Annotated in this window: 28 protein-coding genes; 19 read left to right on the top strand and 9 right to left on the bottom strand. The window is 66.3% G+C overall.

The features are described from left to right. Positions 1-19: 19 nt before the first annotated feature. Positions 20-457: a DUF4118 domain-containing protein gene (locus VGI62_RS17225; RefSeq protein WP_331505765.1), complete on the bottom strand. Its 438-nt coding sequence runs from the start codon at positions 455-457 to the stop codon at positions 20-22. A gap of 369 nt (positions 458-826) precedes the next feature. Here VGI62_RS17225 and VGI62_RS17220 point away from each other — a divergent pair, with 369 nt between their 5' ends. Next, positions 827-1,342, top strand: coding sequence for a pyridoxamine 5'-phosphate oxidase family protein (locus tag VGI62_RS17220; protein ID WP_331505764.1), 516 nt, complete (start codon positions 827-829; stop codon positions 1,340-1,342). A 45-nt stretch (positions 1,343-1,387) separates the two neighbouring features. On the opposite strand, the gene VGI62_RS17215 is transcribed toward VGI62_RS17220, so the two are convergent. Both VGI62_RS17215 and VGI62_RS17210 read right to left on the bottom strand, forming a co-directional pair. Next, a complete protein-coding gene (locus VGI62_RS17215; RefSeq protein ID WP_331505763.1) occupies positions 1,388-1,750 on the bottom strand; it encodes a c-type cytochrome in 363 nt (120 codons plus the stop codon). Between the two features lie 103 nt (positions 1,751-1,853). Continuing rightward, complete coding sequence (locus VGI62_RS17210) at positions 1,854-2,735, bottom strand: universal stress protein (RefSeq protein WP_331505762.1); 882 nt, start codon at positions 2,733-2,735, stop codon at positions 1,854-1,856. Between the two features lie 192 nt (positions 2,736-2,927). On the opposite strand from VGI62_RS17210, the gene VGI62_RS17205 reads away from it, so the two are divergent. From VGI62_RS17205 to VGI62_RS17190, 4 genes are all read left to right on the top strand, one after another. Continuing rightward, a complete protein-coding gene (locus VGI62_RS17205; protein ID WP_331505761.1) occupies positions 2,928-3,053 on the top strand; it encodes a hypothetical protein in 126 nt (41 codons plus the stop codon). A gap of 225 nt (positions 3,054-3,278) precedes the next feature. Next, on the top strand, positions 3,279-4,223 hold the full coding sequence (locus VGI62_RS17200; protein ID WP_331505760.1) for a CHAD domain-containing protein: 945 nt from the start codon (positions 3,279-3,281) through the stop codon (positions 4,221-4,223). 213 nt (positions 4,224-4,436) lie between these two features. Beyond that, a complete protein-coding gene (locus tag VGI62_RS17195; protein ID WP_331505759.1) occupies positions 4,437-5,192 on the top strand; it encodes a hypothetical protein in 756 nt (251 codons plus the stop codon). 149 nt (positions 5,193-5,341) lie between these two features. Further along, positions 5,342-7,222, top strand: a complete 1,881-nt coding sequence (locus tag VGI62_RS17190; RefSeq protein ID WP_331505758.1) for a SulP family inorganic anion transporter — start codon at positions 5,342-5,344, stop codon at positions 7,220-7,222. On the opposite strand, the gene VGI62_RS17185 is transcribed toward VGI62_RS17190, so the two are convergent. From VGI62_RS17185 to VGI62_RS17170, 4 genes are all read right to left on the bottom strand, one after another. Beyond that, the gene (locus tag VGI62_RS17185; RefSeq protein ID WP_331505757.1) at positions 7,200-8,507 is read right to left on the bottom strand and encodes a nitrate/sulfonate/bicarbonate ABC transporter ATP-binding protein; all 1,308 of its coding nucleotides are present in this window, start codon (positions 8,505-8,507) and stop codon (positions 7,200-7,202) included. The genes VGI62_RS17190 and VGI62_RS17185 overlap by 23 nt on opposite strands. 11 nt (positions 8,508-8,518) lie before the next feature. Beyond that, entirely contained in the window at positions 8,519-10,276 is a 1,758-nt protein-coding gene (locus tag VGI62_RS17180) for an ABC transporter permease subunit (protein ID WP_331505756.1), read from the bottom strand. Between the two features lie 250 nt (positions 10,277-10,526). After that, positions 10,527-11,540 carry a CDF family Co(II)/Ni(II) efflux transporter DmeF gene (gene dmeF, locus VGI62_RS17175; RefSeq protein WP_331505755.1) on the bottom strand — a complete coding sequence of 338 codons (1,014 nt, stop codon included), beginning with the start codon at positions 11,538-11,540 and terminating at the stop codon, positions 10,527-10,529. A gap of 7 nt (positions 11,541-11,547) precedes the next feature. Further along, on the bottom strand, positions 11,548-11,823 hold the full coding sequence (locus VGI62_RS17170; protein ID WP_331505754.1) for a metal-sensing transcriptional repressor: 276 nt from the start codon (positions 11,821-11,823) through the stop codon (positions 11,548-11,550). Between the two features lie 200 nt (positions 11,824-12,023). Between VGI62_RS17170 and VGI62_RS17165 the strand changes: the two genes are divergently transcribed. The 8 genes from VGI62_RS17165 (at position 12,024) to VGI62_RS17135 (ending at position 20,684) form a co-directional block, all read left to right on the top strand. Then, entirely contained in the window at positions 12,024-12,338 is a 315-nt protein-coding gene (locus VGI62_RS17165) for a hypothetical protein (protein WP_331505753.1), read from the top strand. A 167-nt stretch (positions 12,339-12,505) separates the two neighbouring features. After that, positions 12,506-12,673, top strand: a complete 168-nt coding sequence (locus VGI62_RS17160; RefSeq protein ID WP_331505752.1) for a hypothetical protein — start codon at positions 12,506-12,508, stop codon at positions 12,671-12,673. Between the two features lie 2 nt (positions 12,674-12,675). After that, complete coding sequence (locus VGI62_RS22485) at positions 12,676-12,762, top strand: potassium-transporting ATPase subunit F (RefSeq protein ID WP_414695700.1); 87 nt, start codon at positions 12,676-12,678, stop codon at positions 12,760-12,762. 105 nt (positions 12,763-12,867) lie between these two features. Then, complete coding sequence (gene kdpA / locus VGI62_RS17155) at positions 12,868-14,577, top strand: potassium-transporting ATPase subunit KdpA (RefSeq protein WP_331505751.1); 1,710 nt, start codon at positions 12,868-12,870, stop codon at positions 14,575-14,577. A gap of 20 nt (positions 14,578-14,597) precedes the next feature. Next, positions 14,598-16,661 (top strand): potassium-transporting ATPase subunit KdpB, encoded by a 2,064-nt coding sequence (kdpB, locus tag VGI62_RS17150; protein WP_331505750.1) that lies wholly within the window; start codon positions 14,598-14,600, stop codon positions 16,659-16,661. A 33-nt stretch (positions 16,662-16,694) separates the two neighbouring features. Further along, a complete protein-coding gene (gene kdpC / locus VGI62_RS17145) occupies positions 16,695-17,285 on the top strand; it encodes a potassium-transporting ATPase subunit KdpC (RefSeq protein WP_331505749.1) in 591 nt (196 codons plus the stop codon). Next, positions 17,285-19,978, top strand: a complete 2,694-nt coding sequence (locus VGI62_RS17140) for a sensor histidine kinase KdpD (RefSeq protein WP_331505748.1) — start codon at positions 17,285-17,287, stop codon at positions 19,976-19,978. The genes kdpC and VGI62_RS17140 overlap by 1 nt, the downstream gene beginning before the upstream one ends. Next, positions 19,971-20,684, top strand: coding sequence for a response regulator (locus VGI62_RS17135; RefSeq protein ID WP_331505747.1), 714 nt, complete (start codon positions 19,971-19,973; stop codon positions 20,682-20,684). Before VGI62_RS17140 ends, VGI62_RS17135 begins: the two co-directional genes overlap by 8 nt. A gap of 24 nt (positions 20,685-20,708) precedes the next feature. On the opposite strand, the gene VGI62_RS17130 is transcribed toward VGI62_RS17135, so the two are convergent. Both VGI62_RS17130 and VGI62_RS17125 read right to left on the bottom strand, forming a co-directional pair. Beyond that, positions 20,709-20,876 carry a hypothetical protein gene (locus tag VGI62_RS17130; RefSeq protein WP_331505746.1) on the bottom strand — a complete coding sequence of 56 codons (168 nt, stop codon included), beginning with the start codon at positions 20,874-20,876 and terminating at the stop codon, positions 20,709-20,711. Positions 20,877-21,252: 376 nt separating this feature from the next. Then, positions 21,253-22,083 carry a DUF4118 domain-containing protein gene (locus VGI62_RS17125; protein WP_331505744.1) on the bottom strand — a complete coding sequence of 277 codons (831 nt, stop codon included), beginning with the start codon at positions 22,081-22,083 and terminating at the stop codon, positions 21,253-21,255. 129 nt (positions 22,084-22,212) lie between these two features. On the opposite strand from VGI62_RS17125, the gene VGI62_RS17120 reads away from it, so the two are divergent. From VGI62_RS17120 to VGI62_RS17095, 6 genes are all read left to right on the top strand, one after another. Further along, entirely contained in the window at positions 22,213-22,362 is a 150-nt protein-coding gene (locus tag VGI62_RS17120; RefSeq protein WP_331505743.1) for a hypothetical protein, read from the top strand. Position 22,363: 1 nt separating this feature from the next. Further along, positions 22,364-22,840, top strand: coding sequence for a hypothetical protein (locus VGI62_RS17115; protein ID WP_331505742.1), 477 nt, complete (start codon positions 22,364-22,366; stop codon positions 22,838-22,840). 271 nt (positions 22,841-23,111) lie between these two features. Continuing rightward, on the top strand, positions 23,112-23,717 hold the full coding sequence (locus VGI62_RS17110; protein ID WP_331505741.1) for a response regulator transcription factor: 606 nt from the start codon (positions 23,112-23,114) through the stop codon (positions 23,715-23,717). 83 nt (positions 23,718-23,800) lie between these two features. Beyond that, on the top strand, positions 23,801-23,992 hold the full coding sequence (locus VGI62_RS17105) for a hypothetical protein (protein WP_331505740.1): 192 nt from the start codon (positions 23,801-23,803) through the stop codon (positions 23,990-23,992). A 339-nt stretch (positions 23,993-24,331) separates the two neighbouring features. After that, on the top strand, positions 24,332-25,348 hold the full coding sequence (locus tag VGI62_RS17100) for an HlyD family secretion protein (protein WP_331505739.1): 1,017 nt from the start codon (positions 24,332-24,334) through the stop codon (positions 25,346-25,348). Beyond that, positions 25,348-26,892: ATP-binding cassette domain-containing protein (locus VGI62_RS17095; protein WP_331505738.1), on the top strand; the 1,545-nt coding region annotated here is incomplete at its 3' end. The genes VGI62_RS17100 and VGI62_RS17095, both read left to right, overlap by 1 nt.

The following is a 26,892-nucleotide window of genomic DNA, read 5'->3' as shown; positions in this document are numbered from 1 at the left end:
ACGCGCCGATCAGGCCGCCTCAACCTCTCGTCATTGGCCGGGCAGCGGATCGCGCGAGGCACAGCAGCCTGCGGTCGAGGTTCGCTGCCAGGTGGGCGCTTCTTAGCGTCTCGGTGGCGAAGATCACGACGATGGCGGAGGCCAGGAACACGAGCGTTCCCGCAGTGTCTTGCACCGTGGCGAAGAGCTCGTGCTGCGGGCCCATGAACAGGTAGTTGGCGGCGAGCGCCGAGAGGGCCGCCGTAAACATGGCGGGGCGCCAGCCGAGAAAGACCGCGGCCAGCAGGACGAAGGGGAAATAGGTCGGAAAGGTGGTGTCTGCGACCAACCCGTCCAGCGAGGCCCGGATCAGGGTCGGCGTCATGGCCGCCGTGGCCGCCCAGAAGAAAGCTAGAGGCGTGCTGGCCGGGGACGCGAGAAGTCGCGCCTTGACGAATTGCACATGAGGCATAGGCATGGCTTGGGTCCTTTGGACGGGTAGCGGGCCGCTCAAAACCGAATGCGGAATTACGGCTCGGCGTCTGCAAACGACGTTATTTCATTCGGCGAACGCGGTTTTTCATATCGCGACATTTGATTCGCATCTGACGTCATCCGACGCCGATGGACGAACTGTCGCGGCGGGGGTTGGTCGGGACCGGGCTAGTGAACCGCCTCGCCTGGGTCCGATCCGCGCTCGAACCGGAATCCCCATCGGAAACGCGACCCTGACGATCCGTAGGGCGTCCCACAGGCCCATGTCGCGGCTGTTGCGGCCGGCCGCCTTTTCGATGCGGATCCAGAGACATTGGCGCTAGATATCGCCGACCCTGGGAAGGAGACTGAGATGGCGAAGTCAACTCAGACGCCGGCTCCGGACCTCAAGGCGCAGGTCCTGGAGATTCTCGACGAGCATCGCATCCTGTCACTTGCAACCCTGCGCGCCGACGGATGGCCGCAGGTCACGATCGTTGGGTATGCTCATGACGACCTGACGATCTATTGCACTGTAGGGCGCACCAGCCAGAAGCTGGCCAACATCGAGCGCGATCCCAGGGTTTCGATCGCCGTCGGTCACGATGATCGCGGGCGACTGCGCGGGCTTTCTCTCGCAGGAAGCGCCAGCCCCGTGACCGAGTTGCAGGAAATCCAGCGGCTCAACGAGCTCATAAGGAGGCGCTATCCCGAGCAGTCGCTCTTCGCGCCTCGCGAGCAGTCCTGCGCAGTCCTGCAGATCACACCGAAGCTGATCTCCCTGATCGATCTGGCCCGCGGCCCAGGTCTGCCGCTGCTGCTTGAGGTCACGAGCGAGATTTCTGTTCGTCCGATCGGGGCGGAGGCGTCACAGGGCACATTGCGCTAGCGGTAGCTCTCCATCGATTTTCGCGCCTGGGCGGCGGCCTCAGGGTTAGTTGCTGTGCAGGGTGTCGAAGTAGGCGACAAGGTCCTCAGCTTCGGCGTGGGTGATCGCGATCGGCGGCATGCGGTCGACGCCGTGCCGAGAGACCTCTTTGAAGCGACGCTCCAGAGATAGCGCATTGTAGCGCATCGAGAGTTTGCGGAACGCCGGACCTTCCTGCGCGCCGCCGTCGTCGAGCCCCACCGTGTGGCAGCCCGAGCAGCGACGCATCGCGAAATCGTGGCCGCGCTGCTGAGCTGGGTCGAACGCCGGCAAGGGGGGAACCGCAGGACGGCCGGCCGCAACAGCCGCGGTGGCGCAGAACGCCAGCGCAAGGCCAGCGGCGCGCAGTCTGGATCGTTGGATAGACATGCATCAACTCCTCTGCGCGCGACGCACCTCGCCGGTCGTCGCGGCGGCGACAGATCCCCTGGCATGCTCAGGGGCGGACCTCACGCGCCGGGCCGTCCAGGTTCTAGTGGCTGAACAGTACGAACCTCTGAGGGTCGATCAGCAATTCAGCCGTGAGGCCGCCGAACGCCCATTCGCCCATCCGGCTATGGCCGTAGCCGCCGGCGACGATCAGGTCTGCGCCGGTCGCGTGCGCCTCGGCCTGCAGGTGGTCTGCAGCCTCGGCTTGGTCACCGGCCGGGACCACCTTGCTGCGGGCGGCGACGCCGTGGCTGGCGAGATGGCGGACGATCGCGGCGTGATGCACGCCGACATCGGTCGCATCGTCGCGTCCACAGACCTCGAGCAGGACGACATCGTCCGCGCATTTGAGGATCGGAAGGCTGTCGGCAAGCGCTCGGCGGGCCTCGCGGGTGTCCTTCCAGGCGATGACGATGGCCTCGGCGGCGAGCTTGCTGTCGCCCGGCGGCGCGACGAGCACCGGCCGGCCGCTGCGGACGATCAGTTCGCCCGTATCGCACAGGCGAAAGCTATCACGTTCCTTCCGCGAAGCGCCCCCGGCGACGATCAGGTCCGCGCCCCGCGAAAGGCGCGTCATGGCGTGGTCGGGCCGGTCCTGGACGGCCACCCACTCGCTGCGCACGTCGGCGGTCGCTTCCCGGAAAGCTTCGTTCGCGTGTTTCATGTTTTCCTGGACCATCTCCAGGAACGCCGAGACGAACTCACCGCCCATCAGTCCGTAGGGATCGCTCACCGCGATGGGTTGCACCATTTCGGCGCCCACCCCCAGCAGCGTTGCGTCCAGCCTTCGAGCCAGGTCCGCAGCGACCGCGAGCCGCGGCCGGGCGTCGGCGTCCGGCTGAACGTGGGTAATGAGGGTGCGCCAGGCGCCTTGCGCCGGGGCCAGACGATTGTGGGAAGGCGCGTCGCGAACAATGGTCGTCATGAGGGGCTCCTTCTTTGTGGCCCGCCCGGCAGGCGGGACTGGGAAGCGGACCCTTCCAACAGACAGCCTTTCGCAGGGGTCCGCCTTGCGCTGAGTCAATCGGAAAAAGCCCCGCGGGTACACGCGGGTTGACCTCGATCAAAGCGCCCACGGCCAAGCCTGACAGGCTGCCTCCAGCTCAAGGAGGCATTCATGACGCCCTTTCTCTTCCTGGTCCTGGCCGGCTTCGCAGCCTTCATTTTGGTTCTGGGAATCTATTCTACGCGGGAAAGGCTTCTTGACGCCGCGGCGCGGCGCGGCAGCGCCAAGCGAGCCTAGGAAGCCGATGCCCGTTCGCCCTGACCCGCTTTGTGAGCTCCGAATTGGCCGACGACGAGTCTGTGGCGCGTTCGGCTCTTGCCGCAGCAAAATCCTGTCGCGGGCCGTCCGCCTCCTCAATCCGCATGCACTTGGCCAAACCGGCAACAACGGCGCTGCTTGATCTCGCGCAAGGCGGGGATGTTTCGGTCGTGGTCGGGTTCAGAGGTCAGACAGGAGGCCAGCGTGTCGCTGCATCGCAAGGTCACGGGGGGGAAGCCCGCAACGCCTCGCCAGGCGGGCCGGGCCGGCCGCCGCGGGCCGACACCGACCGTGCGGATCGAACGCCGCAGGGCGACGGGAGAAGGTCCGTTTCTTCAAGCCGGGTTCCTCGCCGTCTGCCAGCCCCTGGCGAGCGATCTGGCGCGCCGGCGCCAAGCGTTCCTCGCCGAACCTGACGATCTCAACGTCCACGGCCTGCGCGGCGCGGCGCGGCGCCTGCGTGCCGCGCTCTGGATGTTCGGACCGGCGCTGCCGCCTCCAGACGCGAAATGGGCTCAACGCGAGCTGAAATGGCTTGTGCGCCGGCTGAGCGGCCTGCGTGATCTCGATGTCTTGCTGGAACGTATCGTCATTGCGAAGCGGCAGAACTGGGGTCCGCAAACCCGCTCTGAGGATCTTCTGTTTGGCCTCGTCACCCTGGCGCGTCGGGACAGCGTCGCAGCCGCTGTGGCGGCCTTGCGCTCGGCGAGGGCCAGCGTCCTGGTGGATGGTCTGGAGGCCTGGCTGCTGGAAGCGGCAGCCGACCTCGATGGCGACGTCGCGGTAGAGGGCTTGGTCCTGCCGGCGCTGCGGGACCTGGACGCTCAAGTCCGCGCCGATGGCCGCCATATAACGCGCCTGCACGCGCGGCGCCGCCATGTGCTGCGCGGAGACGTCAAGGTGCTGCGCTATGCGAGCGAGGCGTTTGCGCAGCTGTCAGGTCGTGAGCCGATCGACGCCTACTTCATCGCGTTGTCGGACCTGAGCGGCATCCTCGGCGACCTCAATGACGACGATGTCGGAGCGCATCTTGTGGAACGGCTGGCGCCTGGCGGCACGGCGCCCAGCCACCCATCCCGAAAGGCGAGACTTAAGGCGGCATGGGCGGCTTATGAGGCGTCCACGCCGACATGGGACTCTATGGCCTAGGGAGGCCCGTCCGCCTGGCGCGCGGCGTCAAGTCAGGTTGAGGTTCCTGGCTGATCGGGCCATCGGCCCTTCCGCCTCAGGGTGTCCAGTTCCGGATTTCGGTTCAACATCACGCCTCCTAAAGCTGTTTTCGCGGCGTCAGAGTGTCGGCGGGTGTATGCCGGACCGCTATCCGAAGAGATGAAGGGGCCGATGGGGGCGAAGTCGCAAGGTTTGGCGCTTGCTTTGGCATTGGCGAGCCTGGCGACAACGGCGCGAGCCGCCGACGAAGAGATCCAGGTCTATATCGACGACATGCTGGCCAAGGGCGCGTTCGGCCTGGACGTCCACGTCAACGACGTGCCGCGTGGCCGCGGAGCCAACGTCGACTACCTCGGGGAACAGGCTTCCCAGGGCCGCCTTCGGGTGACGCCCGAGTGGGCTTACGGCCTGACTAAAACCATCGAGCTTGGCGCCTATCTGCCGCTGATGACCTTCGACGATCGCGGCCACGGCGAGATCGGCGGGGTGAAGGGGCGCCTCAAGTTCATTGCTCCGCATGATGCGGACGATCCCTTCTTCTGGGGCGTGAACTTCGAACTGGGCCAGGTGCGCCGCGACTTGGATATCAACCCCTGGAACGCCGAGCTGAAGGGCATCGCCGGCTACCGCTCCGGGCCCTGGACCTTCTCCGGGAACCTCAACATCGACTGGGCGGTCTCGGGCCCCGCCAAGGGCCCCGCCAGCTATCAGCTCGCCACCATGGTCACCCGCAAATTCGGCGAGGACTTCGACCTGGGCTTCGAGAGTTATAACGGCCTCGGCGACGCCGAACGCTTCGGCCGGCTAGGGGAGAACGACCAGCAGCTCTTCCTGATCATGGACAAGTCCCTGGGCAAGTGGGACCTGAACCTTGGCGTCGGCACGGGCTATGGACGGCCCGAGGACCACCTGATCCTGAAGGCCATCATCGGCGTGCCGATCGGCTAGGGCGCCCATCATCTGCTGCACGAGTCGGCAGAAGGCACGGAATGAGCGCCCGCCGCCAGGCTGGCGTTCCCGACCGCAGACCCCGACGACGCCCAGACCAGAGTGATCTGTCTCCCAATTGCGCGGATCATTGGAGGCCAGAGCAATGCATGGACAAGGCTGCCTTACTCCTTGACCATCCCGCAGCTGTGCCGGCGCCGCCGCCGGCGGGCTTGCGTGGACGTCTGGGCATGGCTCTTGGTTCCTCTCCCGCCGGGTCGTGGACGCGCTTTGCCCCGATCACCCAATGGCTTCCGCGCTATCAGCCGGCCTGGATCTCCGTCGACCTTCTGGCGGGCCTCGCGCTCTGGGCGGTCATGGTCCCGGAGGGTATGGCCTACGCCGGCATCATCGGCGTGCCGGCGATCATGGGGCTCTACACGCTTGTTCCCCCGCTGGTCGCCTACGCAGTGTTTGGGACATCGCGGGTCCTGGTGGTCGGTCCGGACACCGCCACGGGGGTCATCTCGGCCCTGACCGTGGGCGCCTTGGCGGCGCACGGCTCCGCCGACTTCGCCGTTCTGACCAGCACGCTCGCGGTGCTGATCGGCGCCTTCTTCCTTCTGTTCGGCGCGTTGCGGTTGGGCTGGGTCTCGGCCTTCATCGCAACTCCGGTGATGCGCGGCTTCATCGAAGGCCTGATTTTCATCACCATTGCCGGTCAGGCCGCGGCGCTCGTCGGCCTGCAGGGCGCCCAAGGCGATTTCTTCGCCAAGCTTCTCTTTCTCCTGCGCCGCTTCAGCGAGATCCCGACTGCGGCGGCGATCACCGGCCTTGCGAGCCTGGCTGCGATGCTGCTGCTGCGCCGCATCTCGCCACGCCTTCCGGCCGCGATCATCGTCGCCGTGGCTGCAACAACCCTGGTCGCTCTCCTGGGTCCAGCCGCCGCGCATGTCAGCCTCGTTGGGCCGCTGCCGTCGGGGCTGCCCGGTCTTACTCTCCCGCGCCTCTCGCCGGAGCTGCTACGGGCCCTGACGCCGGGAGCTCTCTCCATCGTCCTGGTCGGTTACGCAGAGGCGCTCGGTGCGGCGAAGGCCGCCATGGCCGAGGACGACATCGATCCGAACCAGGAACTGAGAGCCCATGGCTTCGCCAACATCCTGAGCGGCCTCTTTGGCGGGTTCCTCGCGGTCGGCAGTCTGTCCAAGACGTCGGTCGCCCTCGGCGCCGGAGCCCGCACCCAGGCGGCGAACCTTGTCGCGGCCCTCCTTTGTTTCCTCACACTGATCTTTCTGACGCCACTGTTCCGCGGACTGCCGCATCCGACCCTGGCCGCGATCGTCATCGCCGCCATGCTCCACCTCTCGAGGCCGAGCTACCTGCGCAGTCTCGCGGGCGAGGCGCCATGGGAACTCGTCCTGGTGGCTGTCGTGTTCGCCGGTGAACTGGTCTTTGGCGTCCTGCAGGGGATCGCGCTCGGCGTGGTGATTTCGCTTCTGCTGTTGATCTATCGGGCGAGCCACCTGAACTGCGCCGTGCTCGGCAAGCTGCCGGGCGAGCAGGCTTACCGCGACGTGCGGCTGCATCCCGAGGCTGAGACCTACCCGGGGCTGATCATCTTTAATCCTGCCGGCGACCTGTTCTTCGCCAGCGCCGGGCGGATGGAGCGTGAGCTGAGGTCCGCCATCGCGCAGGCCTCGGCGCCCGTCAAACAGGTGCTTATCGATGGCAGCGCGATCACCTTCGTCGACAGCAGCGCCTGCGATGTCCTGCTAAGGCTGATCGATAGTCTCAAGGAGGTGGGGGTCTTGGTCACCTTCGCGCGCGTTCGCGACCCGGTTCGGGCCACGCTGCAGCGGGGCGGCATCGTCGAGGCCGTTGGCGCGGCCTCATTTCACGAGCGCCTGACCGAAGGCGTGCGCGCCTTCTTGGGCGAGGAGCCCAGCGCGAACACCCAGACCGAGGCGGCTCAGAGTTCCTCGGCCGTAAAGTCTCGGTCAGACACAGTGAGGAAAAAGAGGGGAGGCGTCACACCGGGTCGTCCAGGGTGAATACGTCGGCGATCTCGTCGTAGGCGAAAGCCTCAGCGTAGCGCGCCCAGTTGGTCACGGCGCGCAGCGTTTGAGCCGCCTCTTCTTCCGACATGAGGTCCTCCAACTCATCGCGAAACCGGCGGCCCGGCGCCTGGTGCGACTTCCGTTCGTCGAGCACCCGGCGGATGTGCGCGGCGAGCGGGACGTAGGTGTTCAGGTGCAGGCGGAAGAGTTGCTTGCGGCCGTCGACATCGGCCTCGGCGTAACGGTGCGCATCAGCGGTCAGCCGCAGGTCGCCGCCTTCCAGTTCGGTGAAGCGCAGGAGCTGAAGGATTTCGGCGATCGGGAACAACTCGTCGGCCTCGTACTGAAGCGCAGCGGCGAGGTCCGGAAGGTGGGCCTTGCCATTGAAGGGCGGCGCGCTGACCGCCTCGATCAGGCCCGCCATGGTGTTGGTGGAAACCCGTGGCAGCACCATGCCGATGCCCATGCCCGGGAAGAGCCCGTCGTTGAGCTTCTCGTCCCTTGAACCGCGCTGGGTCATGCGGGCGTAGATATCGTCCACCAACCTGCGGAACGCGGGGTGCTGACGGTTGCGTGGCTGAGGCAGGTCGACCTTGATCTCGGCGGTGATCCGCCCGGGATTGGACGAGAACACCAAGATGCGGTCGCACATCAGCACCGCTTCTTCGATGTTGTGGGTGACCATCAGGATCGACTTGGTGCCCATGCGCCCCTCGCACCACAGGTCCAGCAGATCGGTGCGCAGGGTCTCGGCGGTCAGCACGTCCAGGGCCGAGAACGGCTCATCCATCAAGAGTATCGTCGGATCCACGACAAGCGCGCGGGCGAGGCCCACGCGCTGGCGCATGCCGCCGGAGAGTTCTTTCGGATAGGCGTTCTCAAACCCATCGAGGCCGATCAGGTCGATGGCCGCCAGGGCGCGTCGGCGCCGCTCCTCGGCGGGCGTGCGCTTGGCTTCCAGTCCCACCTCGACGTTCTGCAGCACGGTCAGCCAAGGGAACAGGGCGAAGCTCTGGAAGACCATGCTGACGGTGGTCTGGCGACCCTCGGCCGGGCCCGCGAAGGTCACCTCGCCCGAGGTCGGGCGGATCAGGCCGGCTATGGAGCGCAGCAGAGTAGATTTGCCGGAGCCCGAGCGGCCCAGAAGGCCCACGATCTCATTGTCGAATAGGGTCAGGTCGACGTCGTCGAGGACGAGCTGTCCGCCGCCGCCGGGCTTGCCGTAGAGGTGGCGGACATTCTTGACGTCGAGCAGGTGGCGATCGTCGATGGCGGTCATGGGGACCTCCTCTAGTCGAGGCGAAGGCGGCGCTCGGCGAACCGGTACATCGGCCGCCAGAGGGCACGGTTGAAGGCGATAACGAAAATCGACATGACGGCGACGCCGAGGGCCACTCGCCCGTAGTCGCCGGCGGCGGTGGCCTTGGCGATATAGGATCCCAGCCCGACCGCCTCGAGATGCTTGTCGCCCCAGGTCACCGCCTCGGCGACGATGCTGGCGTTCCACGAGCCGCCGGAGGCGGTGATCGCGCCGGTCACGTAGTAGGGGAAGATCCCAGGCAGCGCGACCTCGCGCCACCACTGCCAGCCGCGGACGCCGAAGATGCCGGCGGCCTCCTTGAGGTCGCTGGGGATGGCGCTGGCGCCGGCGATGACGTTGAACAGGATGTACCACTGGGTGCCCAGCACCATCAGCGGCGAGAGCCAGATGTTCGGGTCGGCGTGGACGGCCACGATGGCCACGACCACAAACGGGAACAGCACATTGGCGGGGAAGGCGGCCAGGAACTGGGCGATCGGCTGCAGCCGCTCAGCCCATGCGGGCCGCAATCCGATCCAGACCCCGATGGGAACCCAGATCAGGCTGGTCAAGGCGATCAGCACGACAACCCTTGTGAGCGTCGCCAGTCCGTAGCCGAAGGCCACGACGGCGTCATGGCCGTTCAGCGTGCGGCTGATGAAGGTCCAGAGGAACCATACCGCGGCGATCGCGCCGAGGGCCGCGGCGGCCACCCACAGGACGTCGATGGCGCGCGTTGCGCCAGGCCCCAGGCGCACGGGCGGCAACCGCAGGCGTGGCGTAGGCCAGTCGATCCGGGCCAACAGCCGGCCTGGCCAATTGAACGCGCCCACCAGGCCGCGCAGCCAGCGCACACGCCGTACGAGGTCGTAGACCCACGAACTCGGTCGATCCTGCGAGGCGGTCTGTTCGAAGCGGAACTTGTCGGCCCAGGCCACGATCGGGCGGAAGACCAGTTGATCGTACAGTAGGATCACCACGGCCATGACGCCGACCCCGATGGCCACGGCCCGCATATCCTGCCGCTCGATGGACAGCGCCAGCCACGAGCCGATCCCCGGCAGGGCGATGGTGGTTTTGCCGACGGTGATCGCCTCCGAGGCCACCACGAAGAACCAGCCGCCGGACATCGACATCATGACGTTCCAGACGAGGCCTGGCGTCGCGAAGGGCAGCTCCAGACGCACGAACCGACGCCACGGCGAGAAGCCGAACTGGCGGCTCACCTCATCCAGATCGTTCGGGATGGTGCGCAGCGATTGGTAGAAGGAAAAGGCCATATTCCAGGCCTGGCTCGTGAAGATCGCGAAGATCGCGGCGCACTCGACGCCGAGCTGGCGGCCGGGGAAGAGCCCCATGAAGAAGGTGACCGTAAAGGTCAGGAAGCCGAGGATCGGCACCGACTGCAGGATATCGAGCGCCGGCACGATCACCAGCTCGGCGCGTCGGCTCTTGGCGGCAAGGGTCGCCACCGTAAAGGTGAACAGCAGCGAGGCTGCGAGCGCGGCGAACATCCGCAGTGTGGTCAGCAGCGCGTATTCCGGCAGCCGGGCGGGATCGAGCGTGACCGGCGTCATCCGAAGCCGCGATAGCGGCTCGCTCATCTCGCCGGCGCCGCGGACGATCAAGACCGCGGTGGCGGCCAGCACCAGGAACGCGATCAGGTCGGCCCAGGATGGCGCCGCGCCCAGGCGGCGGAACCGCGCCAGCGGGTGCGACCCCACCCGCTCTCCAGAGAGAAACACCATGACTCACCTCGTGACACGCCGCCCTTGGCGTCACGCGGCGAGCCTGCGTCGAGGCCCTAGCGGGACGCCTTTGACGGCGCGATAGATCGACTACTGTCGCTGGGCATTGGGCTCGGGTTCCGGTGGGATCGATCATCCTCCAGGGGAGGATGATCGACAGGGCGCGAAATGACGCTCACGTCGTCGACTGTCAAGGCGTTTTCCGGTGCGTCACAAGTGATTCACAATGCCGGACCAGGCCGACGGCCGACTAGGCTGCAGAAGGCGATCCCGAGTTCACTTCGATGGTGAGGTGGGAGACGGAAGAAAAGCCCGCCAGGCGCTCGCGATAGTGGCTGCACGGGCGTTGCTGGTCGGTGGCGACCGAGACGATGGCGCCCAGGTGCCCGGGGCCAAGCCGCCACAGATGCAGGTCCGCCACCCGGTCGCCGCCGGCCTCGATGGCCTCGCGCATTTTCTGACCGAGGCCCCGGTCCGGGTTCATGTCGAGCAGAATCGCACCGGTGGCCCGGATCAGGCCCAGAGACCAACTGGCGATCACCAGAGCGCCGACCATGCCTGCCAGCGGGTCCATCCAGACCCACCCGAAGAGCCGCGCCAGAACGAGGCCCGCGATCACCAGCACCGAGACCGCCGCGTCCGCCACCACGTGAACCAAGGCAGCGCGCATGTTGTTGTCGCGGTGGTGGTTAACCCCGCCGCTATGATCGTGGGCCTCGTGATCGTGCTCGTGATGGTCATGGTCATGGTCATGGTCATGGTCATGGTCATGGCCGTGACCATGGTGGTGGCCGTGGTCGTGCCCGCCGCCCAGAAGCCAGGCGCTGAGGAGATTGACCCCCAGGCCCAGGACCGCGATCGGTATCGCCTCCCGGAAATGGATCGGCTGAGGCGAGAACAGCCGCGAGACCGCCTCGTAGCCGATCAAGAGCGCGATCATCGCCAGCACGATGGCGCTGGTGAAGCCGGCCAGGTCGCCGAGCTTGCCCGTGCCGAACGAGAAGCGCGGATCTCGCGCGTACCGGCGGGCGAAGGTGTAGGCGAGCGCCGCCAGGAGCAGGGCGCCGGCGTGAGTGGACATGTGCAGGCCGTCGGCCACCAGCGCGATCGAGCCGAACATCAGCCCGCCCACGATCTCGATGAGCATCATCGCAGCGCAGAGGCCGATGACCCACCAGGTGCGCTGTTCGTTACGCTCGTGCGCGTGGCCGAGGAAGACATGTTCGTGATGGATGTGGGTGGATGTCAAATCGCCCTCGGACATAGGGGCCTCACAGGTACTTGGTGATTTCTTTGAATTCTTCGAGCGTCGACTGAGGCGCGCGAGCCTCGTCCTCGACGGCGTGCGCCAGGCAATGATCGATGTGGTCATGGATCAGCGTCTTTTTGGCGGCGGCGACGGCGCGTTCGACCGCGTGAAGCTGCTGGACGATGTCCATGCAGGGGCGGTCGGCCTCCATCATGCTGATGACGTTGCGCAGGTGCCCGTCGGCTCGCTTCAGCCGCTTGATGATGTCGGGATGGGTCGCATGCGAGACGTGTGCCATGGGCGCTTGACCTATCCCCTGGGGGAGGATACGTCAAGCTGATCCGTATCCTCTCAGGGAGGATGTAGGGGAAACTGTCATCAATGACTGGGCATGCTGCGACGGATCGACGCCGCCCAGGAAGACCATCGTGTGGCGCCCGCAAGGAAGGCGGTTTGCGCGCGCGGCGGCGAACGTCTGGCGAAAGGCGGCCGGAGGCCATGTCGACGAGAGGCATGGAGGCGAAGCTGACCCCGACGGCGACCACAAATAAGCGGGCGGGGAAGGGCCTCGGGGCTGCCTTGGCGGCGGCCGCGCTTGCCGGTATCGCAAGCTCGGCCGTGGCGCAGGAGCCGCAAGCGGGCGACGAGGCTTGGGCGCTTCATGGACAGGCCACCTTCGTCCAGCAGGCGAACTTCGCCTTCCGCTCACCCTATCGCGGCCCCAACAGCCTCGGCCCCGCGGCTCGGGGCCGGGAAACGGCCGACATCAGGCGTGCGGCTGTGGTCGGGTATGGAGGCCTGGATCAACCCTGAGATCGATCAGGGCTTCGGGCTGAGCAATACTCAAGGGGTTGCGGGTTCCCGAGCGGTGAAGCCTACAAGGTCGGGATGGCCCATGCTCCCGCTCTGGGCGTCGGCGGCCATCTGGACCAGGACCGTAGGAAGCGCCCGGCTGCCGCCGCCGTCTTTATGAATCGTTGATGTCACGCAAGCCGGTTACGAATGGTCCCCTTAGCGGCATCGGCGGTACCAGCGTCACCATCCACCCATGGTCGGAGATCGCTGTGATTGACCTCGTCTATTTGCTCCTCGGCGTCGGCGTGCTCGCCGCCTTCGTCGGCTACGCCGCCCTCTTGAGGCGCGCCTGACCATGCTGATGATCCTGCTTTACGGCGCAGGCGGCGTGGCTATCGCGATCTACATGATCGCCGCCCTGCTGCGGCCTGAGAAGTTCTAACCAGACTGGTCGATGCACGGGTGTCCTCGTTGGACCGCGCCCCAGCGACCGTCGCTCCTCGTCGCATGACGAATTTGCCCCACACTTCGAGAAGGAGACCTCGCCATGGATGCGCGAGGCTGGTCTGAGATCCTGTTCACCATCGCGATAACGATCGCGCTGGCGTTCCCGCTGGGGTTCTACCTGGCGCGGGTGTTGAAGGGCGAGCGCACCTGGCTCGACCCGGTGCTGCGCCCAGTCGAAGGCGTGCTCTACAAGGCCTTCGGCGTCGACGCGGGCAAGAACCAGAACTGGTTCGGCTACACCGTCTCGATGCTGGTGTTCAGCGCAGCGAGCTTCGTTGTGCTCTACCTGATCTTGCGCTTTCAGGATCTGCTCCCACTCAACCCGCAAGGGTTCAAGGGATTCACGCCTGACCTGGCCTTCAACACGGCCGTCAGCTTCATCACCAATACCAACTGGCAGTCCTATACGCCCGAGCAGACGGTCTCGACCTTCTCACAGATGGCCGGGCTGACGTCGCACAACTTCCTCTCGGCGGCTGCGGGCATCGCGATGGCCGCCGCCGTGGCGCGCGCCTTCGCCGCCAACCGGGGCGAGGGGCTGGGCAATTTCTGGGTCGATCTGACCCGGATCAGCCTCTACGTACTCTTGCCGATCTCCATTGTTGGAGCGCTCGCCATGGTGGCGCTGGGTGAGCCGCAGACCCTGGCGGCGCACGTCAACGCCGTGGGCCTGGAAGGGGGCAAGCAGGCCATCGCGCTCTATCCAACCGCCAGCCAGGAGATGATCAAGCAGCTCGGCACCAACGGCGGCGGCATCTTCAACGCCAACTCCGCCCACCCGTTCGAGAACCCCAACGCGATCACCAACCTCATTGAGGAAGTGGCGATGAACACCCTGGGTTACGCCTGCGTCATCGCCTTCGGGATCGTGGCCTTCGCAAAGCGGGAATCTCGCGCCCTGGTGGCGGTGATGGCGATCTTCGTCCTGGCCGCGTCAGCTGCTCTTTATTGGACCGAGACCCAGCCGGCGCCGGCCATGCACGCCGTGCATGCTGCGACGGCGGTCAACATGGAGGGCAAGGAGGTTCGCTTCGGCGCGCCGTCAACCGCCGCCTGGACCGCCTTCACGACGGGCGCCGCCGACGGCGGGGTCAATGCGATGCATGACAGCCTCATGCCGCTGGGCGGCGGGGTGGCGATGTTCATGATCCAGTTGGGCGAGATGCTCCCCGGCGGCGTGGGTTCCGGCCTCTACGGCATGGTGGTCATGGCCCTGATCGCAGTCTTCGTCGGCGGCCTCATGGTCGGGCGCACGCCCGAGTATCTGGGCAAGAAGATCGAGGCCCGGGAGGTGAAGCTCGCCATGCTGGCGGTGCTGATCCTGCCACTGTCCATGCTCGGCTTCTCGGCCGTCGCAGCGGTGGTCCCCGTCGCCTTGAAGGCGCTGGAGAACTCCGGGCCCCACGGTCTTTCGGAGATCCTCTACGCATACTCCTCAGCGACCGGGAACAACGGCTCGGCCTTCGCAGGCCTTAGCGCCAACGTGCCCTACTGGAACGCGACCTTGGGCGTGGCCATGCTGCTCGGGCGCTTTGCCTATGTCGTGCCTGTCCTGGCCATGGCCGGCTCTATCGCCGGCAAGCCGAAGCTGCAGCCCACGGCCGGCACCCTGCCGACGTTCGGTCCGCTGTTCATCAGCCTGCTGATCGGCGTGATCATCATCATCGGCGGTCTCGAGTTCTTCCCCGCCCAAGCCCTCGGCCCGATCGTCGAGCACTTCCAAGTGCTCGATGTCATCGCCCACCCCTGATCCTCGGAGCTCAGACGTCCATGACCGACGTTACCGTCCACCTGGGTGACCGGCGCCGCTCCGCGGTCGCCTCGACCACCCTGTCTTCCGGTGTAATGGCCCGCGCGATCAAAGACTCCTTCGTCAAGCTCGATCCGCGCAAACTCGCCCGCAACCCGGTTATCCTCGCCACCGAGATCATCGCGGTGCTGGCGACCGTCTCAACCGTCAATGCCATCGCCACCGGCGCCAACCCGTGGTGGGCGTTCCAGGTCGCGCTGTGGCTGTGGTTCACGGTGCTGTTCGCCAACTTCGCCGAGAGCATCGCCGAGGGCCGCGGCAAGGCCGCCGCCGACGCCCTGCGCGGCCAGCGAGTGGACGTGAAGGCCAAGCTCCTCTCGGGCTCGGCGAACGCCTGGATCGCCACGCCCGCTTTCAAGCTGAAGGTGGGAGACATCGTCCTCGTCGAGGCCGGCGAGATGGTCCCCTCGGACGGCGACATCGTCGAGGGCGTGGCGAGCGTCAACGAGGCGGCGATCACAGGCGAGTCCGCGCCGGTGATCCGCGAAAGCGGCGGCGACCGTTCCGCCGTTACCGGCGGCACGACCGTCGTCTCGGACTGGATCAAGGTCCGCATCAGCGTCGAGGCCGGCAACACCTTCCTCGACCGGATGATCGCCATGGTCGAGGGCGCGGAGCGGCGCAAGACGCCCAACGAGCTTGCCCTGACGGTCCTGCTGGCGGGCCTGACCCTGATCTTCCTGATCGCAGTGGCGACCCTTCTCGGCCTGGGCCAGTACTCCGGCGTCAAGCTCGATCCGCTGGTGCTGGGCGCGCTCTTCATCTGCCTCATCCCGACCACGATCGGCGGCCTCTTGTCGGCCATCGGCATCGCCGGCATGGACCGACTGCTGAAGGTCAATGTGCTGGCCACCTCCGGCCGCGCGGTCGAGGCGTCCGGCGATGTGGACACCCTGCTGCTCGACAAGACCGGCACCATCACCCACGGCAACCGGATGGCGAGCGAGGTGATCCCGGCGCCAGGCGTGCGCGCCGAGGCGGCCCTGCACGCGGCCATGATGGCCTCGCTGGCCGACGAGACGCCGGAAGGCCGCTCGATCGTCGACCTGGCGCTCGAGAAAGGCCTGACGGGCACGCCGCCCAAGGGCTCGAATCCTGTGCCGTTCAGCGCCACGACGCGGATCTCCGGCCTCGATGCCGGCAGGGACAGCTGGCGAAAGGGCGCGGTCGACGCAATCTTCCGGACGGTCGGCCTGACGGCCGCAGACGCCCCGGTCGAACTCACCGCCGCGATCGACCGCATCGCCCGCGCCGGCGGCACGCCGCTTGCGGTCAGCGAGAACGGTGTGCTGGTCGGTGTCATTCACCTGAAGGACGTCGTCAAAGCCGGCGTGAAGGAACGCTTCGCCGACCTTCGCCGCATGGGCCTTCGCACGGTGATGATCACCGGCGACAACCCGGTCACCGCCGCGGCCATCGCCTCGGAGGCCGGCGTCGATGATTTCCTCGCCGAGGCGACGCCGGAGGACAAGCTGCGGTTGATCCGCGAGGAGCAGAACAAGGGCCGCCTCGTCGCCATGTGCGGCGACGGCTCTAACGACGCGCCCGCACTGGCTCAGGCCGACGTCGGCGTGGCCATGCAGACCGGCACCCAGGCCGCTCGCGAGGCCGGCAACATGGTCGATCTCGACTCGGACCCGACCAAGGTCATCGAGATCGTCGAGGTGGGTAAGCAGATGCTGATCACGCGCGGCGCGCTCACCACCTTCTCCATCGCCAACGACGTGGCCAAGTACTTCGCGATCATCCCGGCGATCTTCGTGGTCTCGTTGCCGGCGCTGGGTGCGCTCAACATAATGCGCTTGGGCAATCCGAAGAGCGCGATCCTTTCGGCGGTGATCTTCAACGCCCTGATCATCATCGCCCTCGTGCCGCTGGCGCTGAAAGGCGTGAAATACCGCCCGATCGGGGCCTCGAAGCTGCTGCAGCGCAACCTTTTGATCTACGGCCTGGGCGGCGTCGTCGCGCCGTTCGTCGGCATCAAGCTCGTCGACCTGATCATCACCACCATCGGACTGGCCTAGATCGACCAGGCCAAGGAAAAAGGCTCCAAGGACATGCTCTCCGATATCCGTCCCGCGATCGTTTCAACGGTGCTGTTCACCGCGCTGCTGGGCATCGGCTACCCGCTGTTGGTCACCGGTGTCGCCAAGGTCGCCTTCCTCTACCAGGCTGAGGGCAGCCTGGTGAAGGACAGCAAGGGCCAGGTTATCGGCTCGGCGCTGATCGCCCAGCCCTTCGCCAAGAATGAATATCTGCATCCGCGCCCCTCGGCCGCCGGAACCAACGGCTATGACGCGTCCGGATCGTCCGGATCGAACTACGGCGCGCTGAACCCCGACCTGGCAAAGCGGATCAGGGGCGACGCGGCGAGCCTTCGCGCCTCGACTGGCCACGACGAGATCCCCGACGACGCCATCACGACCTCCGCCTCCGGGCTCGACCCGGACATTTCGCCGGCCTATGCGCTGCTCCAGGCAGACCGGATCGCCAAAGCGCGTGGCACATCGAGCGGCGTCATCCGCCAGCTCATCGCCGCCCACGTTGAGCACCCGTTCCTGGGGTTTGTTGGTCAGCCGCACGTCAACGTGCTGATGACCAACAGGGCGCTGGACGCCGCCGCGCCGATGAGTACGCCTAAGACCTGATGAAACCCGACGAGCCCCGCCGTCCCGACCCAGACGCGCTTCTCGCTGAAGCGTCCAAGGTCGGGCGCGGGCGGCTCAAGGTCTTCCTCGGCATGGCGCCGGGGGTCGGCAAGACCTACGAGATGCTCGCCCAGGCGGCGCGTCGCCACAAGGATGGCGCGGCCGTTTTGGTCGGGGTGGTGGAAACCCACGGCCGCCGGGAGACTGAGGCCTTGCTTGAGGGCCAGGAAGTCCTGGCCCGCAAACTCATTGAATATAAAGGCCGCACGCTCCTCGAATTCGACATCGATGAGGCGCTGAGGCGAAGGGCGACCCTTCTGTTGGTCGACGAATACGCCCACTCCAACGCGCCCGGATCGCGACACCCCAAACGCTGGCAGGACGTCGAGGAACTGCTCTCCGCGGGCGTCAACGTCTGGACGACGCTGAATGTGCAGCATCTCGAGAGCCTGGTGGACCTGGTCTGGAAGATCACCGGAGTTCGCCAGCGCGAGACGGTCCCCGATTCCGCCTTGTCGCGGGCCGACGACATCGAGCTCGTGGACATCACCCCAGACGAGCTGCGCCAGCGGCTGAGCGAGGGGAAGGTTTACCTGCCCGAGACCGCCCAGATGGCGGCGACGAACTTCTTCAAGCCGGAGAACCTGACCGCGCTGCGCGAACTGGCGTTGCGGCGTGTGGCCCAGACGGTCGACGACCAACTCCTTCACGCAATGCGCCAGCGCGGCGTCGAGGGTCCATGGGCCGCCGGTGAACGCATCCTTGTGCTGGTAGCCCCCGACAACGTCGCCACCAGCCTCGTCCGGGCTGGCCGCAGGCTTTCCGACATGATGATGGATGCGCCTTGGACGGTGACCTACGTGGAACGGCCCAACAAGCCGTCGCCCGACGCCGCCGGCGCAGCCAAGACCAACAGCGCCTTCAAGCTCGCCGAGCAGCTTGGCGGCAAGACGCTGGTTCTCACTGGCGACGATCTGGTCGGCACCCTTCTGGAGTATGCGCGCCAAAACAACGTTACCCAGATTGTGGTCGGCCAATCGCATCGGGCGCGCTGGAAGGCGCTGTGGGGCCAGGCCCTTATCCCGGCGCTCGCCGAACAGGTGAAGGGCGCGGCGCTCCACATCATCACCGAGGAGGGCCAGCCGGATAACGAGGCGCCCGCAAAGCCAGCGGTTCGCCCAACCTGGACCCAGTGGCGTGGCCATCTGGCCTCGATCGGCCTCGTGGGTCTGGCCGGCGGACTTGCCGGCCTGATCGACCAGTTTTCGCGCGGCGCGAACCTGGCGATGATCTTCCTGGTCAGCGTCCTGCTCAGCGGCCTGGCTTTCGGGCTTTGGCCGGCCGTAACAGCCGCCGCGGTCGCCGCCTTTGTCTACAATTTCTTCTTCCTCGAACCTCGGTTGTCGATCGCCATCGGCCACGCCAGCGACGTGCTCACCTTCGTGGTGTTCTTTGGTGTCGCGATGACCACGGGCTGGCTCACCGGCCGGGTGCGCGATCAGAGCCTTGGGATGTCGCGCCGGGCCTCGGCCATCACTGCGCTCCTGGCGGCCAGTCGCCGACTATCGGCCTCGGCGACGCGGGAGGAAGCCGCCCAGGCGCTCGCCGAGCAGCTAGCTGCAGCGACCGGCGGGGAGGCGATCGTGCTGCTTCCCGGCGGCGACGATGTGGTCCCCGTCGCCTGGGCCCCGGCGATGAAGACGATGGGCGCAGCCGACCTGGCTGCGGCGCGATGGGCCTGGCAGCATGGCGAGCCGGCTGGGGCCGGCACGGGCACCTTGCCCAGCGCGGCCTGGACCTACCGTCCTTTGCAGGGCGTGAAGGCGCGCTCAGGCGTGGCGGGTTTCGAACTCAAGGCCGTCGAAGGTGAGGACGGCGAACGGTTCGTCTCAGCGCTCCTGGATCAGGGCGCGGTCGCGCTGGAGCGCGCCGAATTTGCGGCTGACGCCGCCGACGCCGAGGCGCTTCGCCGCTCGGACAAGCTCCGTTCGGCTCTTCTGAACTCGGTCAGCCACGACTTGCGCACGCCGCTCGCCACCGTGCTCGGATCCTCGACGACGCTCCTTGAGTACGAGGAATCACTTGAAAAGCCCGTGCGCCGCGATCTGCTCACCAGCATCCGTGAGGAAGCCGAGCGACTGAACCGCTACGTCGGCAACCTTCTCGACATGACCCGCCTGGAAGGAGGAGGCCTGAATATCCGCAGCGACTGGGTCGACGTGCGCGATGTACTCGGTGCGGCCCTGGAGCGGGTGTCGCGGCGACTGGCGCAGCGGCGCGTGACGCGTGACTACCCGCCGGACCTTCCGCTGATCAAGGTGGACGCCGCCTTGCTTGAGCAGGCGCTGGTGAACATCCTGGAGAACGCCATCGCCTATAGCCCAGAGGACTCCGTCATCGAATTGGCCGCCTATGAGGATCGCAACAACGTGGTGCTGAGCATCGAGGACGAAGGGCGCGGCATCCCGACCGCCGAGCTTGAACGGGTCTTCGAGCGGTTCCGCCGCATGGAGGAATCCAGCGATCGCGGAAAGGGCGCGGGCCTGGGCCTGGCCATCTCCAAGGGCTTCGTCGAGGCCATGGGCGGGCGCATCGCAGCCGCCAGCCCGATCCACGAGGGCAGGGGCACGCGCATCCTGATCAGCCTACGCAAAGAGCCTGCAGCGGCGAACCTGGCTGCGGCGAATGCATAAGCTCCGGATCTTGGTCGTCGACGACGAGCCGCAGATGCACCGCTTCCTGGGGCCTGCGCTGAACGCCGCCGGGTATGAGCCGATCCGGGCGGACACCGGCCGCCAGGCGCTGGCGGAAATCGCACGGCGTCCGCCGGACGCTGTGGTGCTCGACCTTGGTTTGCCCGACATCGACGGCCAGGAGGTCCTGCAAAAAGCGCGCGCCTTCTTTAACGGGCCGATCATCATCCTGTCGGCGCGCGACCGGGAGATGGAGAAGATCGAGGCCCTCGACGGCGGGGCGGACGACTATGTGGAAAAGCCGTTCCGCGTGGGCGAACTCCTGGCCCGCCTGCGGGTATCCATGCGCCGTCAGGCCCACCAGGCCGATGCGCCCCCACCCGTGGTGCATGCCGGAGATCTGACGATCGACATACCGCGCCGGCTCGTTACCCGCGCTGGCGAGCCGGTGCGCCTGTCACCCAAGGAGTACGAGTTGCTCGTCAAGCTGGCCGAAGCTGACGGCAAGGTGTTGACGCACAAGGACTTGCTGGTCTCGCTCTGGGGCCCGGCTCACGCCGAGGACATGCAGTACCTTCGGGTGTTCATCGGCCAGCTGCGCCAGAAGATCGAACCCGACCCCTCGGCGCCTCGCCTTGTCCTCACGCAGCCCGGCATCGGCTACCGCTTCATGGCGGACGATGCGGCGCGGCCAGGCACGGGCTGAGCCGTCCGCTTCGGAGATCTGGTGTCAGGCTAGGCCGAGCCTCCCGCGCTCCCCGTCACGGGGCGTAGCGAGCTCCTCGGGCGTCAGAAACTCGGCCAGATCCGCCGCCTCCATGAACGGCCGGATCTCGATCTTGCTCGGGCCCGTCGCGGGATTTGGGCAGCACTTCGCCCAGGCCACGGCCTCGTCCATGTCCTTGACCTCCCAAATCGAGAAGCCGGGACCAGCTCCTTGGTCTCCGTGAACGGCCCATCGATGACCGTTACATTGGGACCATCGAGAAGAACGCGCTTTCCCTGATCGGTGCGCTTGAGGCCGGCGGCCGCCACTAGAACTCCGGCCTCGCCCCGCTCCTCGGTGTATCAGTCCATCGCTGCGAACGCCTCGGCCGTCGGGGGCTCGCCCTTTTCGTTGTCCTCGGTGGCTATCGCGAACAGCATGACCCGCATCGCCTGTCTCCGTCTCTGAACCGGCCCGCATTGGCGTCTCATCGGAACGATGAACAAGGTTGTCGGAATCCGACATTGCTGGGAGCGCGTGCGGCTGGAACGGCCCGCTTTAGGGGCCGCTAGCGCCTGGCTGGAGCCTGGGAACCGAGTGCGATGGCCAGATAGGCGGCCACGACATCGACTATTCGTTCTGGGGCGAGCGGACGCTCACGGCCCGAGAAATTCACGCCCAGCGCCATGGCTGCGCCGCCGCGCCCCGTCACCGGCCAAACGTCGAGTTTGGAATCGTCATAGGGGTAGACCCCGGCGCGCGCCGGCAGGCCCGTTTCCAGCGCGCCCCGCGCCGCCATTTCTTCCGCAAGGGCGATCTTGGGCCGTCCGACGCTTGCGACCGGTCGCAGCACCCCGCCGCGATCCATGAAAATCACCGCCGGCGCCCGGAAGATGTCGCCCAGGGTGGTCGCAGCGGCGTCGAGCACCTCGCCTTGCGGACGGTCCTGGATGATGACATGCGCCAATGCCTGCAAAGCCTGCGCCTGCTCCGCAGCTCGTTGAGCTTCCACCGCTCGGCTGCGAGCCTGGGCGGCCAGGGTGGAAACGATCGCGGCGACGACGAGCAGCAGAGCCGCGGCCCACAGATCCGAGGGGCTGTAGATAAGGAACGAGAGCTTCGGTTCGGTGAAGAAGAAGTCGAAGGCCAGCACGCCGGCGACGGCGGCGGCCAGGGAGGGACCCCACCCAAACGCCACGGCCGCGCCGATCACCGGCAGGACGTAGACGAGTGTCAGGTTCGGGGCCGTGATCAAGTTATCCACGACAAAGGCCAGCAGGGTGGCGACCGCGACGAACATCAAAGCCAGTACATAGCGCGCAGCGATTGGAAGCCGTGGATAGCTGTCCGCTGAGGCGCCTGGCGCCATGAGGGGGAAATCAACAATTGAATCCGACATCGTGCGCCCTTTCGCCGGCGGTAAGCGCAGAGTCTACGTCGACCCCGCATAAGCGTTCGATGTGGAATTTGACGGTGTTGCGGCCTTTCCATCATGTGTTTGTTCTGCTTATGTTCTTGAATGATCGCCATGGCCGAGCCCACCACCGACGACCGACCAACTGCCCGGTCTCTGCCGATCCTCGGCGTCGTTGGGGCGGGCGATGTGATGCTGTTCAATGGGCCTGGCGACCCCACCCCGCAGGCTGCTCCCCGGTTCCCCAGCGCTCCTCGAGCCTGAGATGGTCTATCGGACGTACTCCGGCCTTGGGCCCCCTGACGCCGCCGTGCGCGAATTCGACAAGTTGGCCGCCCACGCCCAGCAATTGCTGGACCTCCAGCGCGAGTGCGCGCTGCTGAGCGCCGACTATATGGCCCTCTTGGTAGCCCTCGATGGCCTGGAGGCCGCCGCCTACCATTTCACCAGACGCCCCTATTTTTATCAGGCGCTGCGGTCGGACGCCGAACGCGGCGGCGACAGCAACGGCAGGCTGAGCGACCGCGCCGAGGCCATCCGGGCGTTTCAGGCGCTGGAGCCCTACGCCGAGCGATTGAGGACCTTGCAAGGATGCTGTCGGCCCTACGGGCGCGACTACGCCGCCCTGGAGATCGCCCGGCAAGGCCTGGAGACCGCAGCCTACCACTTCACCCGCGAGGCCTCCTTCTACGGCGCCCGCGGAGACAGCGCCGGTCCGACCCGGCCACCTCGTGGCGGATAGGAGGGCCTCAAAAGTCGGCGGCGGCCGGTGCGAAGGGTTCGAGATCGATGGGCGGACGTTTGTGCGGCTACGCGCCTACAGCCAACCTTCTACGGGTTTCAACGGCGCCCGAGCGGCAGCGTCGGTCGTGGCGGGTTGGGGGTGATTCGAAGGCGGGATCGATGGGCGCATGTTTGTGCGGTCTACGCCCCTACAGCCAACCTTCTAGGGGTTTCACCCGATACGGCTTGGCCGTGACCACCGTTATCCAAGGGTCGGGAGGCGTTGCTCCATGTTGCGCATCTTGGTTGCGGACGATCACGAGATTGTCCGTCGCGGCCTGAAGGAAGTGATCGCGGCGCACCACGACTGGGAGGTTTGCGGCGAGGCCGCAAACGGGCTCCAGGCTTTGGCGATCGCGCGGCGTGAAGCGCCCGGGGTTGCGATTGTGGACGTCTCCCTGCCGAAGCTCAGTTGTCCGGCTTTGGTTGGCCGCCTGGCCGATGAGTGTCCGTCCACCAGGATCCTGGTGTTCAGCATGCACGACGACCGGGAGACCGTGACGCTTTGTCTGGCGGCGGGCGCGTTGGGCTATGCTCTCAAGACAGACCGGCTAAGTGAAATCGAGGCCGGGATCGCCACTGTTGGCAGCCAGCGGCCCTTTCTCTCGGCTCAGGTGTCGAGCATCCTCGGAGAAGACGAGCGTTTCACCGGCCGCGAGCGCCAGGTCACGCAGCTCATCTCCGAAGGGTACATCAACAAGGAGATTGCTCGATCCATGGGGCTCAGCGTCAAGACCGTTGAGACCCACCGCACAGCTGCAATGCTCAAGGCCGATGTGCGTAGCGCACCTGGTCTTATCCGCTACGCGATCAAGCAGGGGCTCATCCGGGAATGACGCCTCGCCTCCCCAAGATTCCTGTCTCCGAAGCCGAGTCGGCACAGATGCCGTCCACGCGACAAAGCTTCGAGGAGCGGGCCTTGCGCACGTTCACATGTCTGATGTCGGTGACGGGGTCATCGGTCCCCACGCTATCCTTCATCCTGGCGGAGGATGAGGTTCGGGCGCGCCTCTTGGTCCTAAGGGAGCTGCTGGACAACAAACTGGCCACCTCGGTCGAAATCTACGAGGGCGCCAGCCTGCTCTGGACCGAACTGGCTGCAGAAGTGTAGGCGCAATCCTAAGCACTAGGTGTTCGACCTGATAGGCGCCCTGAGAGCCCTGGTAGGCGGTTGGGGGCGGCCATGGGCATGGCCCGGTGGCAAATTCTTCGCCTGCGAGGCGCGCGCGCCGATCCGGGCGAATATGCGGGTTGGGCAGGGGCTACAGCGCCGCTGAAACAATCACTAGGGCCATGTGGGCCCTGCGTCTCCGTAGTGCACCTGATTCCGCCTGCCGCTCCTGCACGCGATAGATTGACCTTCGAGCGTCCGCCAAGAGTCCGTCGGACGGGACAAGTGTGACTGAAGAAAACGACGGCCCGAGCCGGCGTATCACATGAGGTCGCTCTAATGTCGCGAAGATTGATACTTATAGTCGTCCTCGTTCTGGCCGTCGGTGGTGGTGGATTAGCGTGGTATCTGCTGTCCAGGCCGAAGCTTCCGGACGGATTTGCCGCCGGAAACGGCCGGCTCGAAGCCACCCAGGTCTATGTCGCCGCAAAATACCCAGGACGCATCAAGGAGGTGCTCCTTAACGAGGGCGACAACGTCGAAGCCGGGCAGGTGGTCGCACGAATGGACGTCGAGCCCCTTGAGGCGCAACTGCGCGAGGCGCAGGCGGAGATCGTAGCGGCCCAGGACAGCCGCAACGTCGCGCTGGCCCAGACCGACGTCAAGAAAGCCGACTACACATTCGCCCAGAAGCAATACCAGCGGTCCAGGGGGCTGGTCACCAAGGGCGCTGTCAGCGAGCAGGAAGCCGAAGTTGACCAGGCCCGCATGCTGGCCACAAAGGCCGAGTTGGTCGGCTCCCAGGCCTCGGCGACCCAGACCTTATCGAAGATCGCCGCCGCGCAGGCCACCGCTGAGCGGCTGAAGGCCGAGATCGCCGATGCCGTACTGGTCTCCCCGATCAAGGCGCGGGTCGAGACCCGCCTGGCCGAACCTGGCGAAGTGCTGGCGTCCGGCGGTCGCGTGTACTCGCTGACCGATCTCAGCGATGTCTACATGTACGTCTTCTTGCCCGAGCGCGTCACCGGCAAGGTCCCGGTCGGCTCGGAGGCGCGTATCGTCCTCGATGCCGCGCCGGAATACCCGATCATCGCCTACGTCTCGTTCGTATCGCCCATGGCGCAATTCACGCCCAAGACGGTGGAAACCCAGGAAGAGCGCCATGACCTGACATTCCGGGTGAAACTGCAGATCGACAAGGAGCGGCTGAAGGCCTTCGGGCCTCTGGTGAAGACCGGTATTCCGGGCGTGGGCTACGTCCGCTTTGACCCTGCGGCTTCCTGGCCGAAGGACCTGCAGACCAAGCCGGTTCCCGCGAACCTCTGGCAGGCCACGGGAGCCGGGGGACCTAAGTAATGGATCCCGCGGCTGAATCCTGGGTCGTCAGCGTCAGGGGGGTCAGCCAGGTTTACGGTAAGGCCGTCGCGCTGGACGGGATCGACCTGGATATCCCCTCCGACCGGATGATCGGGTTGATCGGTCCCGATGGGGTCGGCAAATCGACGCTGCTGGCGATGATCGCAGGCGTGCGGAAGATCCAGGCGGGCAAAGTCCGCGTCCTGGGCGGCGACATCGCAGACGCGGGCTTCCGTCGGTCCGTGTCGGGGCGGATCGCCTACTTGCCGCAAGGCCTCGGCAAGAACCTCTACCCGACGCTTTCGGTCTTCGAGAATATCGACTTCTTCGGCCGCCTGTTCGGGCAGTCCCGCGAGGAGCGCGACTGGCGCATCGACGACCTGCTGGTGAGCACCGACCTTGCTCCCTTTCGCGAACGGCCGGCGGGGAAGCTCTCGGGCGGGATGAAGCAGAAGCTGGGACTCTGCTGCTCGCTGATCCACGACCCGGACCTCTTGATCCTCGACGAGCCGACCACCGGGGTGGATCCACTGGCGAGGCGGCAGTTCTGGGAGCTGATCGATCGTATACGCGTGCGCCGGCCGCAGATGAGCGTGCTGGTCGCGACCGCCTATATGGACGAAGCTGAGCGGTTCGCCTGGCTGGTGGCGATGAACGCCGGCAAGGTCCTGGCCACGGGGACGCCGGACGAAGTCAAGCAGCGGACGCACCAGCCGACGCTGGAAAAAGCCTTCATCGAGCTGCTCCCGGAAGAGGTCCGCGCCGGCCACAAAGAGCCGGTGATCTATCCGCGCACCTCAACCGGCGGCACCCCTGCAATCGAGTCCCATGGCCTGACCCAGAAGTTCGGCGACTTCACCGCTGTCGACCACGTCGAATTCCGCATCGAACCCGGGGAGATCTTCGGGTTCCTCGGCTCCAACGGCTGCGGCAAGACGACGACGATGAAGATGCTCACCGGTCTGCTGCCGCCGACCGAGGGTACGGCGCTGTTATTCGGAACGCCGGTGAAAGGCGGCGACATCGAGGCGCGCCGCCAGGTGGGCTTCATGTCCCAGGCCTTCTCGCTCTACACCGAGCTGACGGTGCGGCAGAACCTCATGCTGCACGCGCGCCTGTTCGACCTTCCGGAGGACCAGGGCCGCGCCCGCGTCGAACAGTTGCTGACGGAATTTGGCCTGGAGACCGTGGCCGACACCCTCGCCGAGAGCCTGCCGCTCGGCATCCGCCAGCGCCTGTCGCTGGCCGTAGCTGTGCTGCACGAGCCGGAGGTCCTGATCCTCGACGAGCCGACCTCGGGCGTGGACCCGGTCGCCCGCGACGGCTTCTGGGAGCTGATGATCCGCCTGTCGCGCGACGACAAGGTGACGATCTTTCTGTCGACCCACTTCATGAACGAGGCCGAGCGCTGCGACCGCATGTCGATGATGCATCGCGGCAAGGTCCTGGCGCAGGGACGCCCGGCTGACCTGGTGGCCGAACGCAAGGCCGCGAGCCTCGAGGAGGCCTTCATCGGCTACCTGGAGGAGGCCGCCGCCAATAGC

The organism is Phenylobacterium sp. (assembly GCF_036495085.1).
In the GTDB taxonomy this organism is placed as follows: Bacteria; Pseudomonadota; Alphaproteobacteria; order Caulobacterales; family Caulobacteraceae; genus Phenylobacterium.
The sequence above is the reverse complement of the archived record's forward strand: the minus strand, read 5'-3'. Positions and strand labels throughout refer to the sequence as shown.